This window comes from Pelagimonas sp., from assembly GCF_058892305.1.
In genome coordinates this window covers 104,606-120,951 of the sequence record NZ_JBZXVN010000018.1, presented here as the reverse complement: position 1 = coordinate 120,951, position 16,346 = coordinate 104,606, and the positions used below count along the sequence as shown (strand labels likewise).

13 protein-coding genes are annotated in these 16,346 nt (G+C 51.6%); 9 read left to right on the top strand and 4 right to left on the bottom strand.

Features of this window, described 5'->3' with window-relative positions; all coding sequences use genetic code 11:
• The first annotated feature begins 263 nt into the window (after positions 1-263).
• The 6 genes from rho to AC5EFR_RS08390 are packed head-to-tail and all read left to right on the top strand — an operon-like array spanning position 264 to position 7,039.
• Entirely contained in the window at positions 264-1,535 is a 1,272-nt protein-coding gene (gene rho / locus AC5EFR_RS08415) for a transcription termination factor Rho (protein ID WP_493575401.1), read from the top strand.
• A 7-nt stretch (positions 1,536-1,542) separates the two neighbouring features.
• A complete protein-coding gene (gene mnmE / locus AC5EFR_RS08410; protein WP_493575400.1) occupies positions 1,543-2,826 on the top strand; it encodes a tRNA uridine-5-carboxymethylaminomethyl(34) synthesis GTPase MnmE in 1,284 nt (427 codons plus the stop codon).
• Positions 2,827-2,829: 3 nt separating this feature from the next.
• Positions 2,830-4,707, top strand: a complete 1,878-nt coding sequence (mnmG, locus tag AC5EFR_RS08405) for a tRNA uridine-5-carboxymethylaminomethyl(34) synthesis enzyme MnmG (protein ID WP_493575399.1) — start codon at positions 2,830-2,832, stop codon at positions 4,705-4,707.
• On the top strand, positions 4,704-5,318 hold the full coding sequence (gene rsmG / locus AC5EFR_RS08400) for a 16S rRNA (guanine(527)-N(7))-methyltransferase RsmG (protein ID WP_493575398.1): 615 nt from the start codon (positions 4,704-4,706) through the stop codon (positions 5,316-5,318). The genes mnmG and rsmG overlap by 4 nt, the downstream gene beginning before the upstream one ends.
• Entirely contained in the window at positions 5,311-6,120 is an 810-nt protein-coding gene (locus AC5EFR_RS08395) for a ParA family protein (protein ID WP_493575397.1), read from the top strand. The genes rsmG and AC5EFR_RS08395 overlap by 8 nt, the downstream gene beginning before the upstream one ends.
• Before the next feature lie 22 nt (positions 6,121-6,142).
• Positions 6,143-7,039 (top strand): ParB/RepB/Spo0J family partition protein, encoded by an 897-nt coding sequence (locus tag AC5EFR_RS08390; protein ID WP_493575396.1) that lies wholly within the window; start codon positions 6,143-6,145, stop codon positions 7,037-7,039.
• Between the two features lie 18 nt (positions 7,040-7,057).
• Here AC5EFR_RS08390 and hemW read toward each other — a convergent pair whose 3' ends face one another.
• The 3 genes from hemW to rph are packed head-to-tail and all read right to left on the bottom strand — an operon-like array spanning position 7,058 to position 9,529.
• Complete coding sequence (gene hemW / locus AC5EFR_RS08385; RefSeq protein ID WP_493575395.1) at positions 7,058-8,215, bottom strand: radical SAM family heme chaperone HemW; 1,158 nt, start codon at positions 8,213-8,215, stop codon at positions 7,058-7,060.
• Positions 8,208-8,819: an RdgB/HAM1 family non-canonical purine NTP pyrophosphatase gene (rdgB, locus tag AC5EFR_RS08380; protein WP_493575394.1), complete on the bottom strand. Its 612-nt coding sequence runs from the start codon at positions 8,817-8,819 to the stop codon at positions 8,208-8,210. The genes hemW and rdgB overlap by 8 nt, the downstream gene beginning before the upstream one ends.
• Positions 8,816-9,529, bottom strand: a complete 714-nt coding sequence (gene rph / locus AC5EFR_RS08375; protein WP_493575393.1) for a ribonuclease PH — start codon at positions 9,527-9,529, stop codon at positions 8,816-8,818. Before rph ends, rdgB begins: the two co-directional genes overlap by 4 nt.
• Positions 9,530-9,632: 103 nt before the next feature.
• On the opposite strand from rph, the gene hrcA reads away from it, so the two are divergent.
• Together hrcA and AC5EFR_RS08365 are read left to right on the top strand one after the other, a co-directional pair.
• Positions 9,633-10,697 carry a heat-inducible transcriptional repressor HrcA gene (gene hrcA, locus AC5EFR_RS08370; RefSeq protein WP_493575392.1) on the top strand — a complete coding sequence of 355 codons (1,065 nt, stop codon included), beginning with the start codon at positions 9,633-9,635 and terminating at the stop codon, positions 10,695-10,697.
• 9 nt (positions 10,698-10,706) lie between these two features.
• Positions 10,707-11,270, top strand: coding sequence for a nucleotide exchange factor GrpE (locus AC5EFR_RS08365; RefSeq protein WP_493575391.1), 564 nt, complete (start codon positions 10,707-10,709; stop codon positions 11,268-11,270).
• Between the two features lie 34 nt (positions 11,271-11,304).
• Here AC5EFR_RS08365 and mutS read toward each other — a convergent pair whose 3' ends face one another.
• Positions 11,305-13,932, bottom strand: a complete 2,628-nt coding sequence (gene mutS, locus AC5EFR_RS08360; protein ID WP_493575425.1) for a DNA mismatch repair protein MutS — start codon at positions 13,930-13,932, stop codon at positions 11,305-11,307.
• Between the two features lie 122 nt (positions 13,933-14,054).
• Here mutS and AC5EFR_RS08355 point away from each other — a divergent pair, with 122 nt between their 5' ends.
• Complete coding sequence (locus AC5EFR_RS08355; RefSeq protein WP_493575390.1) at positions 14,055-16,310, top strand: NADP-dependent malic enzyme; 2,256 nt, start codon at positions 14,055-14,057, stop codon at positions 16,308-16,310.
• Positions 16,311-16,346 lie beyond the last annotated feature (36 nt).

Here is a 16,346-nt window from a genome sequence, read left to right as displayed (position 1 = left end):
AACGGAAAATCCTTCCCCACATTTATCCAAAGACATGGTCATGTGGAAAAGTACAGGGACGAACAAATAATCCCCAGAAAATCACCGACACTATAAAACCTAAAACCTTTCTACTTTCTTTATTTTTTTAAAGAATAGTCTGGGTTTTCCTGCTCATTGACTTGCTTGGTAAGGACAGGTACATCCATGACCACTCCTAGTCTGGAGTGTATTTCCCTAGAAAAGAAGACGTATGGACCAATTTGGTCCCGTGGATGTTTGGCATGACCGTAGAAAAACTGAACCTTGCTGATCTAAAGGCAAAGAGCCCCAAAGATCTTTTGTCTATGGCAGAAGAGCTTGAGATCGAGAATGCCTCGACCATGCGCAAGGGCGAAATGATGTTTCAGATTCTGCGCGAACGCGCGGATGACGGTTGGGATATCTATGGTGATGGCGTTCTTGAAGTCTTGCAGGATGGTTTTGGCTTTCTACGGTCACCAGAAGCCAACTATTTGCCAGGTCCGGACGATATTTATGTGTCTCCTGAAATGATCCGTAAATACTCGCTGCGGACTGGGGATTCTATTGACGGTGAGATCAAGGCACCGGATGGTGAAGAGCGCTACTTTGCGTTGGTCAATGTCACCAAGATAAACTTTGAAGAGCCTGAAAAGGCCCGCCACAAGATCGCATTCGACAACCTGACGCCGCTCTATCCTGATGAACGGCTGAAGATGGAAATTGAAGATCCGACTATCAAAGATCGCTCTGCGCGGATTATTGATCTCGTCGCACCTATTGGTAAAGGCCAGCGTAGTTTGATCGTAGCGCCGCCACGGACGGGTAAAACGGTACTTCTACAGAATATTGCTCACTCGATCGAACAGAACCATCCTGAGTGCTATTTGATCGTTCTACTGATCGATGAACGCCCAGAAGAGGTGACGGACATGCAGCGGTCTGTGAAGGGTGAGGTTGTGTCTTCGACCTTTGATGAACCTGCACAACGACATGTTGCTGTAAGCGAAATGGTCATTGAAAAGGCCAAGCGGTTGGTCGAGCATAAACGAGATGTTGTTATTCTTTTGGACTCTATCACAAGACTTGGTAGGGCCTTCAACACAGTTGTTCCATCTTCTGGCAAGGTTTTGACCGGTGGTGTTGATGCCAATGCCTTGCAGCGTCCTAAACGGTTCTTTGGTGCTGCGCGGAATATCGAAGAGGGCGGCTCCCTGACAATCATCGCAACAGCCCTGATTGATACGGGTTCGCGGATGGATGAGGTTATCTTTGAGGAATTCAAAGGGACCGGTAACTCTGAGATCGTTCTAGATCGCAAAGTGGCAGATAAACGCGTCTTCCCTGCCTTGGATATTCTCAAGTCCGGTACACGGAAAGAGGATTTGCTTGTGGACAAAGTCGACCTTCAAAAGACATTTGTTTTGCGCCGTATTCTGAACCCAATGGGGACAACCGATGCAGTCGAGTTCCTGATTTCAAAGCTAAAACAAACAAAGACGAATTCCGAGTTCTTTGACTCAATGAATACGTAATGGCCTCATGGACACGATCTTTGCTCTGGCCAGCGCACCGGGGAAGGCTGGTGTCTCTGTAATTCGGATTTCGGGGTCCGAGGCGAAAGCTGCCGGAACCCGCTTGTCCGGTCCTAACCTCCCAATGGCTCGGCAGTCAGGACTTAGAGTTCTTAAGAGACAAACAGGTGAGCATCTGGATCAGGCGCTCGTCCTTGTTTTTGAGTCTGGCGCGAGCTTTACCGGCGAAGATGTTGTTGAATTTCAAGTACATGGCAGCGTTGCGGTCATCGGTGCCGTTTTGGATGAACTTGGGAAGATCCCTGGCCTTAGAATGGCAGAACCGGGTGAATTCACGCGAAGAGCGCTTGAAAACGGATGTATGGACTTAACGCAAGTTGAGGCACTGTCCGACTTGATTGAATCTGAAACGGAAGCTCAACGCAAACAAGCACTTCTCGTTTTATCAGGAGCGCTGGGGCAGAAAGTGGATGCTTGGCGAACCAAAATTGTTCGTTCTGCAGCGTTGCTAGAAGCAACTATAGATTTTGCCGATGAAGACGTTCCTGTTGATGTAACCGACGAAGTTCGGGAGCTATTGCGCACTGTTATTGGATCTATCGAAGGCGAACTTTCTGGCTTGGATGCAGCAGAGCGAGTTAGAACTGGTTTTGAGGTGGCGATTGTTGGCCCACCGAATGCGGGAAAGTCAACATTGTTGAACTTTCTTGCAGGCCGAGATGCTGCAATTACATCCGAATTCGCTGGTACAACGCGTGATGTTATCGAAGTCCATATGGAGATTGGTGGTTTTTCGGTAACTCTTCTGGATACAGCTGGGGTTAGAAAAACAGAGGATCACGTTGAAAGAATCGGTGTAGAGCGGGCTCTAGCTCGTGCAAAATCAGCGGATTTATGTGTTCATCTCATTGAATTTAATGAAAACACAGAGGTTCCTGCCGAAGACTTGGATATTGTTCTCGTCGCCAAGGATGATTCAGGCCGTTTCAACGGTATTTCTGGTTTAACTGGATTTGGAGTTGATCGGTTGCTGCGCCACATTAAATTGTCACTGTCATCTCTTGTTGGTGGGTCTAGTTTAGTAAATCGCGAACGACATCGAATTACACTCACACAAAGTCTAACTTTTCTACGAGATGCAGAGCTTAGCCTTGATAGTGGGGTCGAAGACTATGACTTGGTCTCTGAGGAACTGAGAAGCGCTGTTAGAAAGCTTGAGGCGTTAATTGGTCGAGTTGATGTGGAAAATTTGCTGGATGAAATTTTCATGAATTTTTGCGTTGGCAAATAGGGAGTGTTTCACGTGAAACATCAGAAGTTTGACGTAGTTGTTATCGGCGCTGGTCATGCCGGTGCAGAGGCCGCGAGTGCAGCAGCTAGATACGGCGCAAAAACGGCCCTTATTACACTAAAGGTGACAGACCTAGGAACTATGTCCTGTAATCCTGCTATCGGTGGGTTGGGAAAAGGCCATCTTGTCCGAGAGATTGATGCATTGGGCGGCCTTATGGGTATCGCTGCAGATCGAGCCGGAATACAGTTCCGGTTGTTGAATAGGCGAAAAGGTCCTGCCGTTCAGGGGCCGCGAGCGCAGGCAGATAGAACAATCTTCCGACAAAGTGTAAAAGACCTTGTTTCAGAAATTCGGAACCTAAGTGTTCTCACTGGAGAGGTCGTAGACCTAATTCAGTCTGGAGAGAGATTCTCCGGAGTAGTTCTAAGAGACGGCACCACTATTGATGCGAGGTCGGTCGTTCTTACAAGCGGTACGTTTTTGAATGGAATTGTGCATATTGGGGATGTGTCACACTCTGGTGGTAGAATGGGTGACGATGCGTCAAATAGATTGGCAGATAGAATCAGGGAAATAGACCTTAGTTTTGGACGACTGAAAACAGGGACACCTCCTAGACTAGACGGTTCGACGATAGACTGGGATGTTTTAGAAATGCAGCCCGGTGATAAAAAGCCGACCATGTTTTCTTTCCTGTCAGACCGTCCAAGCGCGAGGCAAATTTCCTGTGGAATAACGCATACAAATTCCAACACGCATGATATTATACGGGATAATCTTTCTCTGTCTGCGATGTACGGCGGCCATATCGACGGAGTTGGACCTCGGTATTGTCCTTCAATTGAGGATAAGGTCGTCCGGTTCTCGGATAAGGAAAGTCACCAGGTTTTTCTTGAGCCTGAAGGACTAAATACAAATACGGTCTATCCAAACGGTATTTCTACGTCACTCCCTGTCTCGGTTCAGGATGCTTATGTTAGAACCCTGAAAGGACTTGAAAATGTTCAGATTGTGCAGCCGGGGTATGCCATCGAATATGACTATGTTGATCCAAGAGGATTAACATCCCAATTGCAAGTTAAGGGATTTGAGGGCCTGTATTTTGCAGGGCAGATTAATGGGACAACCGGTTATGAAGAAGCCGGTGCCCAGGGTTTGGTGGCTGGTTTGAATGCTGCTGCGAATGCTTTGGAAAAGAACCCGATTACGTTTTCAAGAGTAGATAGCTACATCGGTGTGATGGTGGACGATCTTACAACCCGTGGAGTGACTGAACCCTATAGGATGTTTACGTCTCGCGCTGAATTTCGGCTGGCGATTCGTGTAGATAATGCTGACCAACGTCTTACACCTACAGGACGCGATCTTGGTATCTTGTGTGACCAAAGGATCCGATCCTTTGAAATGAAAATGGAAAAGCTTGAAGAGGCGCACAAACTTCTTTCCAGTGTCTTGTTTACACCCAATGAGGTTTGTGATTTGGGCGTGAAGGTCAATTTGGACGGTGTAAAGCGATCTGGCATGCAATTATTGTCCTTCAAGGATGTTAGTTTTGATGTCCTGAAACCGGCCATTCCCGGTGTTGCAAGTATAGATAGTGACGTTTCTGACCAGCTTAAGAAACAAGCTACCTATGCCTCATATATTGAACGACAAAAGCGGGATGTAGAAGCTATCAAGAAAGACATGAAAGTGTCTATTCCTGCGGATTTTGACTACTCCAGCTTCTCGGGACTGTCGAATGAACTTGTTTCCAAATTGTCAAAGGCGCGACCTGAGACTCTTGCTCAGATGAGCCGGCTGGAGGGAATTACACCTGCGGCGACTGCACTTGTTTTGGCAAAAATCAGGCAAGCTGAAAAACGAGGGTCTGCATGACAAACCGAGTGAAGTCCTTGAATGTTTCACGTGAAACACTGGACCGACTTAAGGTCTATGAGCATCAGCTTCTCAAATGGACCAAGAAAATAAATTTGATTGCTCCTTCAACCGTTGGGGATGCTTGGCAAAGACATTTTGAGGATTCCCTGCAACTATTTGATCTACGCAAACTCGGCGCTCAAAAATGGTTGGACCTCGGGACGGGAGGAGGATTTCCAGGCCTCGTATGTGCTGTGGTTGCATCCGAAAAGGCACCAGACATTTCGTTTACATTTGTTGAAAGCGACACAAGAAAATGTGCATTTTTGAGATCAGTTGCGCGCGAGCTTGATCTAAAGGTGAACGTTATTTGTGATCGTATCGAGAATATTGAGGCCGTAGAGGCGGGAATTATTTCGGCGCGGGCCCTGGCGGCACTTCCACATTTGATCCACTTAGCAAAAAACCACGGCACGGATGACTGTCAATATCTGTTTCCAAAGGGACAAAACTGGGAAGAAGAAGTCAATTTAGCACGAAAAAAATGGCAGTTTTCACTGACTTGCCATAGAAGTAGAACCAATACTGAAGCCGTAATTCTGGAAATCGGAAACATCTCACATGCCTGATTTGATCAACCCAGAACGACCAAAGGTCATCGCAGTCGCAAATCAAAAAGGCGGCGTTGGGAAAACAACCACCACTATCAACTTGTCGGCGGCTTTGGCCGAACTTGGTTTGAACGTGCTTGTCATAGATCTTGATCCGCAAGGCAACGCGTCGACGGGATTGGGGATTGAGCCAGAAGATCGGGAGTTCACCACATATGAATTTTTGCTAGATGATGTCACTTTGTCGTCGCTGATCTTGGGGACAAGCACCGAAAATGTATCTCTGATACCGGCAACGGTCGACTTGAGTTCAGCTGATATTGAATTGTACAACAATGAGAAGCGTAGTTTCTTACTGCACGATGCCATTCAGCAAACGGATATGAATGACTTCAATTTTGACTATATCTTGATTGATTGTCCGCCGTCTTTGAACCTTTTGACAGTCAACGCAATGGTCGCTTCGGATTCAGTTATAGTTCCACTGCAAAGCGAGTTTTTTGCGCTAGAGGGCTTGTCTCAGCTTATGATGACAATCCGAGAAGTTCGACAGACGGCGAATCCGAAACTGCGGATTGAAGGCATCGTTTTGACGATGTATGACGCGCGCAACAACTTGTCCCAACAGGTTGAAGCAGATGCTCGATCGAACTTGGGTGATCTTGTTTTTAAATCTGTGATTCCGCGGAACGTCAGGGTGAGTGAAGCTCCGTCATATGCTTTGCCTGTACTCAGCTATGATTCGGGCTCAAAAGGGGCCATTGCCTACCGCGCTCTTGCGACTGAACTGCTTGCAAAAAATGATCAAGTCGCCGCTTAAGACCATACAAAGGACGCCGATAATGGTACAAAAAAAAGAACAACGCCGTGGTCTTGGACGCGGGTTATCCGCATTGATGGCGGATGTTGCCCCCGAGGAAAACACTTCAACAACGGCTCCACGCTCTGATCTAACTGTGCCGATCGAGAAACTCGTTCCAAATCCCGATCAGCCACGTCGCGTTTTCACCGATAACCAACTTGAAGAGCTGGCGAATTCAATTCGCACCAAGGGTGTTCTTCAACCACTTATTGTTCGCCAAAATCCCAAGAATGCCGAGCAGTATGAAATTGTCGCCGGTGAACGTCGGTGGCGTGCGTCACAACTTGCGCAGTTACATGAAGTTCCGGTTCTCGTGCGTGACTTTGACGACATTGAGGTACTTGAGGTAGCGATCATTGAAAACATCCAGCGGGCGGATTTGAACGCCATTGAAGAGGCGGCGGGATATAAGCAGCTGATGTTCAAGTTCGGTCACACCCAGGAAAAGCTTGCCGAAGCTTTGGGCAAAAGCCGGAGCCATATTGCGAACTTGATGCGTTTGCTGAACCTTCCAGACACAATTCAGGATTTGGTCTCGAAGAGTGAACTAAGTGCCGGGCATGCACGCGCTTTGATCACGGCACCGAACCCAGAAGAGTTGGCCAAAATTGTCGTGGCCAAAGGGTTGTCGGTGCGTGAAACTGAAAAACTTGCGAAGGGTACTGTCGCAGCGCCTAAGCCAAAAATTGCAAGTACATCCCAATCAGCACCGGTGAAGGATGCGGACACCAAAGCTCTGGAAGGTGATTTGTCCGCAGCACTGAAAATGAAAGTTCAGATTGATCACAAAGCCGGTGGGGAATCCGGTCGTGTGACAATTTCCTACGATACTTTGGATGAACTAGATGCGCTTTGTTCGGTGCTGAGCAAGGCCTAGTCAATTTGAGAAGGTCGGCTATTCAGGAAGCAATTCTGCAATAACAGAATTGAGAACGAGCCGACCTTGCTGCGTAACGCCAATTCGGTCGTCACTCTTCCACATGATCCCAAGTTCATGCAATCTATTAACAGTAGTTTCCAGTGCATTGAATTCATACATATTGTGGACCCTCGCAATATATACACCTTCAGTTATCCGTAGACCCATCATCAGGTATTCAGAAGCCTGATCCTTGCCAGACAGCTTTGTCATAACCTCGTCGCCAGAGCCGCCTTCAACAGCCTTCAACCAGGCTCCGGGTTGGAGCCAAGCTGAATTGGCATATTTCTGTCCGGACAGCGTCAGGCGGCCATGCGCTCCCGGGCCGACACCGGCATAATCTCCATATGTCCAATAGATCAAATTGTGCCTAGATTCCGAGCCAGGGGCGGCGTGGTTAGACACCTCATAGGCCGGCATCCCAGCCGCGCTACAGATGTCTTGCGTGAGGTCATACATGTCGGCGGCTAGGTCTTCGCCGGGGAGGCCGCGCAATTTGCCAGCATTTTGCCGGTCCCAAAATGCCGTCCCATGTTCGACCGTCAATTGATAAAGTGAAAGGTGATCACCGGCCATGGCCAAGGCTTCGGTAAGCTCTGTTTCCCAATCGGAAAGTGATTGATTTTGGCGGGCGTATATCAGGTCAAAGCTGACACGATTGAAGGTATCTCGGGCAATACCAAAAGCGCGTTTGGCTTCGTCCGCATTGTGTAGCCGCCCGAGTTTACGAAGGTCATCGTCGCGCAATGATTGGATGCCCAAAGACACTCGGTTTATTCCCGCATCGGCAAAGCCACGAAACCGATCCGCTTCGACCGAGTTTGGATTTGCCTCAAGGGTAATTTCGATGTCATTGGCCCAGGTCCAATGGGTTTGCGTGGCCTCAAGAATGGTCGCAACAGTCTGGGGCAGCATGAGCGACGGCGTCCCGCCACCGAAAAATATCGACCTTAGCACACGACCGGGGGTAAGGGCCGAAACGCGTTGGACCTCAGAGGCCAGGGCCATGGCCCAACGCGTTTGATCAATGTGTTTTACAACGTGGCTGTTGAAGTCGCAGTAGGGGCATTTGGCCTCGCAAAACGGCCAATGCACATAGAGTCCAAACCCCCCGGACTGCCAATCTTCAATCAAAGCAAGCAGCCACAAATTTGCGGAACGCGTCGGCGCGATGGCTGATCTCGTTCTTTTTCTCAGATGTCATTTCAGCAAAGGTTATGTCATAGCCCTCGGGTTCGAAAATCGGATCATAGCCATGTCCGTTGTCGCCGCGCATCGGCCAGACAACGCGACCTTCCATGACACCAGCGAACACCTGATCACTGCCATCGGGCCACGCCAGAACAAGTGTACAGCAAAACCGCGCCGTCCAAGGTTCCGGTGCTTTGGCACTTACCAACATTGTGTGGCTTTTGGTCATGGCCATGATGAAGTCACGGCCGTTCTCTGTTTCAGCCCAATCAGCGGCATAGACACCCGGTTGCTTGTCCAAGCCATCTATTTCAATACCGGAATCATCGGAAAGGGCAGGGAGGCCGGTCGCCTTGGCGGCAGCGTGGGCTTTGATCCGGGCATTTTCGACAAAGGTTGTGCCATCTTCAACTGGTTCAGGCAGGTCCATATCTTTGGCCCCAACAACTGAAACCCCAAAGGGCTTCAGCAGTTCGGTAATCTCATCAAGCTTGCCCTGATTGTGGGTGGCGACCAATAGACGGTCGCCCTCAAACTTGCGGGTCATGCCACGGCAGCTTTCTGAGCAGCAACAAGTTCCCCGACACCTTTTTCGGCGAGGTCCATCAACTGACCCATCTGATCGCGCGAGAAGGTCGAGCCCTCAGCAGACATCTGGATTTCGATCAGCTGACCATCTTCGCGCAGGATAAAGTTGCCATCAACACCGGCTTCGCTGTCTTCAGGATAGTCGAGATCAAGCACCGGCTGACCGGCGTAGATACCGCAAGACACAGCCGCGACAGGGGAGATCAGAGGATCGGTGATAATATCGCCCGCTTTGATCAACTTGTTAACCGCCAAACGCAGGGCAACCCAACCGCCGGTGATCGACGCGCAACGCGTCCCGCCATCCGCTTGGATCACGTCACAATCAACGGTGATTTGACGCTCGCCAAGGGCAACACGATCAACACCAGCGCGCAGCGAGCGGCCAATTAGACGCTGGATTTCAACGGTGCGGCCACCTTGTTTGCCGGATGTGGCCTCGCGACGCATGCGCGACGAGGTCGAGCGAGGCAACATGCCGTATTCCGCGGTTACCCAACCAAGGCCAGAGCCTTTGATAAAGGGCGGTACGCGGGCCTCTAGCGACGCGGTGCAGAGCACATGTGTATCGCCCATACGGATCATGCAAGATCCTTCGGCGTGCTTTGTTACGTCCGTTTCGATTGAAACGGCGCGCATTTCGTTTAATTCTCTTCCCGACGGTCTCATGGCGATCCTCTAAGCTAAGTTGGGGCAGGGATAGACGTGCTGCCCCCATGGGCGCAACCCTGATCCGGCTTTGGTTGCTGTGCAGACAAAAGAAGAGGCGCGTATGAGCGAACCAAATGAAGTTTTGACCGATATGAATGAACGCTCTCGCGAGGTGTTTCGTTTGGTTGTCGAATCCTATCTTGAAACCGGGGGGCCAGTAGGATCGCGGACATTGACCCGCGCCTTGTCAGAAAAAGTATCTGCTGCCACCATTCGCAATGTGATGCAGGATCTGGAGTTTCTCGGCCTTCTTGATAGCCCACATGTCTCGGCCGGTCGTATTCCGACCCAGCAAGGGTTGCGCATGTTTGTTGATGGTCTGCTTGAGGTTCGCGACCTCGACATGCAAGACCGCGAGAAACTCGATGCGACGGCTGGAAGCAATGCGTCAGATGTGGGTGGTTTGTTGGATCAAGTCGGTGCCGCTTTGTCCGGTGTGACCCATGGTGCCTCTCTTGTTCTCACTCCGAAACAAGAAGCTCCGCTTAAACATATCGAATTTGTCAGCCTCGCCCAAGATCGGGCGTTGGTGGTCATTGTGTTTGCAGATGGTCAGGTCGAAAATCGTGTTTTCGCGCCACCTCCCGGTCAAACACCAAGTTCGATGCGAGAAGCAGCGAACTTCGTCAATTCCTGGATCGAAGGGCGCACCTTGTCCGAGCTGGGCAAAATCATGGAAGAGGAAATCACAAAACGCCGTCAGGAGCTGGATGCAAAAGCTGCGCAACTTGTCGAATCAGGTATCGCCGTGTGGGAAAGCCCGGATGACAAAACCGGCCGTCTCATCGTGCGTGGCCGGTCGAATCTTTTGGGCGATGACACCGCAGAAGAGCAGCTCGAACTGATCAAAACCCTGTTTGATGACTTGGAACGCAAGCAAGATATTGCTGAATTTCTTGAACTGACCGAACAGGGCGAAGGCGTTCGCATTTTTATTGGCTCAGAGAACAAACTTTTCTCACTTTCGGGTTCCTCTTTGGTGGTGTCTCCCTATATGAACGCTGATCGAAAGATCATTGGCGCTGTGGGCGTGATCGGCCCAACGCGTCTAAACTATGGCCGCATTGTTCCGATTGTGGACTACACGGCGCAACTGGTTGGGAAGCTGATAACCGACCGGAGTTAGAGGTAGAGAATGGCTGATCAGAATAACGACGATTTCCTCGACAACATTGACGAGGCAGAAGCGCAAGAAACGGCTTTTGAGACCGAAGAGATTGATGAGGTCGCAATGGCGGTTGAGCAAGTGGTTGCTGAGCGCGATGAATACAAAGACCGGTTTATGCGGGCTTTGGCCGATGCGGAAAACGCCCGCAAGCGTGCCGACAAAGATCGCCGCGAGGCCAACATGTATGGTGGCACGCGCATCGCCCGCGATTTGATCCCGGTTTATGATAACCTGAATCGCGCTTTGGCAGCCGCCAAAGAAGCCGAAGGCGAAGCCTCTGCTGCACTGATTGAAGGTGTTGAACTGACCCTAAAAGAGTTGCTGAGCGTGTTTGAACGCCACGGCGTGAAACGCCTATCTCCCGAAGTGGGTGACCGTTTCGATCCCCAGCTTCACGAAGCGATGTTCGAGGCACCACTTCCCGGAACCAAAGCGGGCGACATCATTCAGGTGTCCGCAGAGGGGTTCATGCTGCATGATCGTTTGCTGCGCGCTGCTCAGGTCGGTGTTAGCTCGATGCCTGCAAGCTAAACGGGCTTCATTTTGGAATAGGGAAGGGCGGGGTTTACCCCGCCTTTTCTTTGAGTAATGCCTTGAGATCGTAGATTGCCTGAAGCGCCTCGCGCGGTGTCATCTCGTCGGGCAAGAGATCGGCAACCTTGTCTTCGACCTCGGATGGGCCCGTTTGCACCGCCATAGGCTCCGGAGCTGCGGCAACAGCAAACAGAGGTAGATCGTCGATAAGCGCCTTTGGTGAGGTGCGATCCCGTTCGCCGGCTTCCAAGGCTTCAAGAACTGAACGGGCGCGTTTGATCACCGGCTGTGGAAGGCCCGCCAATTGCGCAACTTGAACACCATAAGACCGATCGGCGGCACCATCCCGAACCTCGTGCAAAAAGATGACCTCGCCGTCCCATTCTTTGACAGCAACCGTTGCGTTTTTCACGCCGGTCAATTTCCCGGCAAGGGCGGTCATCTCGTGATAATGCGTGGCGAACAAACCCCTTACGCAGTTTACTTCATGCAAGTGTTCAAGAGTGGCCCACGCGATAGACAAGCCATCATAAGTGGCCGTGCCGCGCCCAATTTCGTCCAAGATTACGAGAGCGCGGTCATCAGCTTGGTTCAAAATCGCAGCGGTTTCGACCATTTCGACCATAAAGGTCGACCGCCCACGGGCGAGGTCGTCACTTGCTCCCACGCGCGAAAATACTTGACTAACAATGCCAATATGGGCCGACCGCGCGGGAACATAGCTGCCCATTTGTGCCAGCAATGCGATCAAGGCATTTTGCCTGAGGTAGGTTGATTTACCGGCCATGTTCGGTCCGGTGAGCAGGGTTACAGAGGCTGTTTCTCCGGGTGCTGACAACGCACAATCATTGGCGATGAACACATCCCCGGCGGATTTCAGCGCGGCTTCGACAACCGGGTGGCGCCCGCCTTCGATGTGGAACGCGCGGCTGTCGTCGACCTTGGGCATACACCAATCCCGTTGGCGCGCCAGTTCGGCCAATCCTAGCGACAAATCGAACTCTGCAAGGGCTAGAGAAAGGTCCGACAGGGCCGGAGCAGACTCTATTACAGCACCTTTCAGGCTTTCATAGAGCCGCTTTTCAATCGCCAAAGCTTCGGCACCGGCGTTGAGGATACGTGTTTCCAGTTCCGACAGCTCTACAGTCGTAAATCGAACCTGATTGGCTGTGGTTTGCCGGTGGATGAACAGCTCAGACAGCGGAGGATTCAGCATTTTCTGCGCATGAAGCGCGGTTGTCTCAACAAAATACCCTAACACATTGTTGTGTTTTATTTTTAGGGAGTTGATACCGCTTTCATCGGCATATTTCGCCTGAAGCCCCGCAATCACACCGCGCCCTTTGTCGCGAAGCTCGCGTTCACTATCAAGCTGCTCGTTATAGCCAGAGGCGATGAACCCACCGTCGCGGGCCAACAACGGCGGATCGGCAATAAGAGCCTCATCAAGAAGGGTGAGCAGGTCTTGGTGACCCCGTAGATCGGCAAGTGATTGCTTTAGCAACTCTGGCAAATCGGCCCGATCCAAGCGTTCAGAAATGGCTTCGGCCTGACCAATGCCATTGCGGATGCTCGCAAGGTCACGGGGACCACCGCGATCAAGCGCCAAGCGTGATAGGGCGCGATCCAGATCCGGAACTTGACGCAAAGCGTCACGAACCCCATCCGCAGCAACGGATTCAGTGCCCCAACGAATAGCTTCGTGACGGGCGTGAATGACATCTAGTTCGCGCGACGGCGACGAAAGCCGGCGCTCCAACAACCGCGCTCCGGCTGATGTGACCGTCATATCGACCACCGAAAGGAGTGAGCCAGCGCGGCCACCTTGCATGCTTCGGGTCAACTCAAGATTCCGCCGCGTTGCTGCATCAATAGACATCAAGCGCGACACCGCCTCTTGCCGTGGCGGGCGCAGCATCGGCATTTGGCCTTTTTGCGTGATGTCGAGGTAGTCGGCCAAGGCGCCCATGGCGCTTAGTTCGGCGCGTGCAAATGACCCGAATCCGGCCAAAGTCTTGACGTTGAACACTGAGCAAAGGCGGTCTTGGGCTGCTGAACTGTCAAAGGACGCATTGCCCAACACGGTAACCTCGATGCCAAGGTCATTGAAAACCTCGCGTAGGTCTTCTTCGACCGTCTCGGATGTCAATAATTCGGACGGTGCCAAGCGCGCGAGCTCAGCCCCGATCCGTGATTGACCAACAGGCATCACGTGAAACGTCCCAGTCGAAATATCGGACCATGACAACGCCCATTCGTCTCTAACCCGGCCTAAAGCGGCTAGAAAGTTGTGACGCCGCGCTTCCAAAAGATTGTCTTCTGTCAAGGTTCCGGGCGTGACCAATCGCACAACTTCACGCCGGACAACCGATTTTGCCCCGCGTTTTTTGGCCTGTTCGGGTGTTTCCATCTGCTCGCCAACGGCAACGCGAAACCCCTTGCGGATGAGGGTGAGGAAATACCCCTGTGCCGCATGGTGAGGGACACCGCACATTGGTATCTCTTCACCGTTATGCTTTCCGCGTTTGGTCAGCGCGATATCAAGTGCCTCGGATGCAGCGACAGCATCGTCAAAGAACAATTCGTAAAAGTCACCCATGCGATAGAACAACAAAGCATCGGGATACCCGGCCTTGATTTCCAAATATTGCGCCATCATGGGCGTCACGGTACTTTTATTTCCTTTGTTAGCGCTCACTGCACTTTCCCTTGTCGTTCTGCCGTGACATTAAGCTGGCTGAGTCTCGGGTAAAACCCGCAAATTTATACCGGTAGGAAGACATGTCCAAACCCAAGTTTACCCGCGAAGAAGCGCTGGCATTTCACATTGACCCAACTCCGGGCAAATGGGAGGTGCAAGCCACCGTCCCAATGACAACACAGCGCGACCTGTCCTTGGCATATAGTCCTGGTGTTGCCGTACCCTGTGAGGAAATCGCCGCCAACCCTGAAACTGCCTATGACTATACGAACAAGGGTAACCTTGTGGCCGTAATTTCAAACGGTACGGCCGTTTTGGGTCTTGGCAACCTTGGTGCTCTTGGCTCGAAACCGGTGATGGAGGGCAAATCTGTTCTCTTCAAACGTTTTGCCGATGTGAATTCCATCGATATTGAGCTGGACACCGAAGACCCGGATGAGTTCTGCAAAGCTGTGCGCCTTATGGGCCCGACTTTTGGTGGCATCAATCTCGAAGACATCAAGGCGCCCGAGTGTTTTATCATCGAGCAGCGCCTGAAAGAGGAAATGGACATTCCCGTCTTTCATGATGACCAGCACGGGACTGCGGTTATTTGTGCGGCTGGTTTGCTGAATGCGCTGAAAATTTCCGGGAAAAAAATCGAAGACGTAAAGATCGTTCTTAACGGCGCGGGCGCGGCGGGCATCGCTTGTATCGAGCTGTTGAAATCTATGGGTGCGCGGCACGACAATTGTATTGTTTGTGACACCAAAGGGGTCATTTACCAGGGTCGCACCGAAGGGATGAACCAATGGAAATCCGCCCACGCGGTTGCAACTGAACATCGTACCCTCGAAGACGCGATGGTTGGTGCGGACGTGTTCCTTGGTGTGTCGGCCAAAGGTGCCGTGACACAGGACATGGTCAAGGCGATGGGTGACAATCCGGTCATTTTCGCCATGGCAAACCCCGATCCAGAGATCACACCAGAAGAAGCGCACGAAGTGCGTGTGGATGCGATCGTTGCCACGGGCCGAAGCGATTACCCCAATCAGGTAAATAACGTTCTAGGTTTCCCATACCTGTTCCGTGGCGCGCTAGACATTCACGCCCGCGCCATCAATGACGAGATGAAGATCGCTTGCGCCCAAGCTTTGGCTGATTTGGCGCGCGAAGATGTGCCCGATGAGGTGGCGTTGGCGTATGGCAAAAGCCTGACCTTTGGTCGTGATTACATCATCCCGACTCCCTTTGATCCGAGACTAATCCACCGCATCCCGCCCGCAGTCGCGCGGGCAGGCATGGAAACAGGTGCTGCGCGACGTCCAATTATCGACATTGATGCCTATGAAGAAGGGCTGAAATCGCGGATGGATCCGACCGCGTCGATTCTGCGGTCTATCAACACGCGTGCCCGTGCGGCACAGGCTAGAATGATCTTCGCCGAAGGGGATGACCCAAGGGTGCTTCGCGCAGCGGTGATGTATCAGCGCTCCGGGCTTGGCAAAGCTTTGGTTGTTGGACGAGAAGACGACGTAAAAGCCAAACTTGAAGCAGCCGGCCTTGGCGACGCTGTTCGTGAGCTTGAAGTCGTGAACGCCAAAAACACCCCGCATCTGCAGACATACAAGGACTTCTTGTATGATCGCTTGCAGCGCAAAGGGTTTGACCGTCAGGATGTGCACCGTATGGCGGCGCGTGATCGACATGTTTTTGCGTCGCTGATGCTAGAACACGGGCATGGCGATGGTTTGATTACCGGGGCAACCCGCAAATCCGCGCATGTGATGCAGTTGATTAACCATGTGTTTGATGCCGACGCCGAACATGGTGCGGCTGGCGTCACAGCGCTTTTGCACAAGGGCCGGATTGTCATGATCGCGGATACGCTTGTGCATGAATGGCCGGATGAAAATGACCTTGCCAATATTGCGGAACGCGCGGCTGATGTTGCTAAACACCTTGGGTTAGAGCCTCGTGTCGCCTTTGTAAGCTTCTCAACCTTTGGCTATCCGGTTTCGGAGCGGGCCGAGAAAATGCACCTTGCTCCGGCAGTCTTGGATCAACGCGGCGTTGATTTCGAATACGAAGGTGAAATGACCGTAGATGTTGCGCTTAACCCCACTGCGCAAGAGGCCTATCCGTTCCAACGCCTGACCGGTCCCGCCAATATTCTGGTTGTTCCGGCCCGGCACTCGGCGTCGATTTCGGTGAAATTGATGCAGGAAATGGCGGGTGCGACGGTTATCGGCCCAATCTTGGCTGGCGTCGACAAGTCGATCCAGATTTGCTCCACCAGCATGACGGCCAATGACATTCTCAATATGGCGGTCTTGTCTGCTTGTAAAGTCGGCTAAGCAAGGAAAGTGCATTGCGCATGGTGGAGGTTTCTT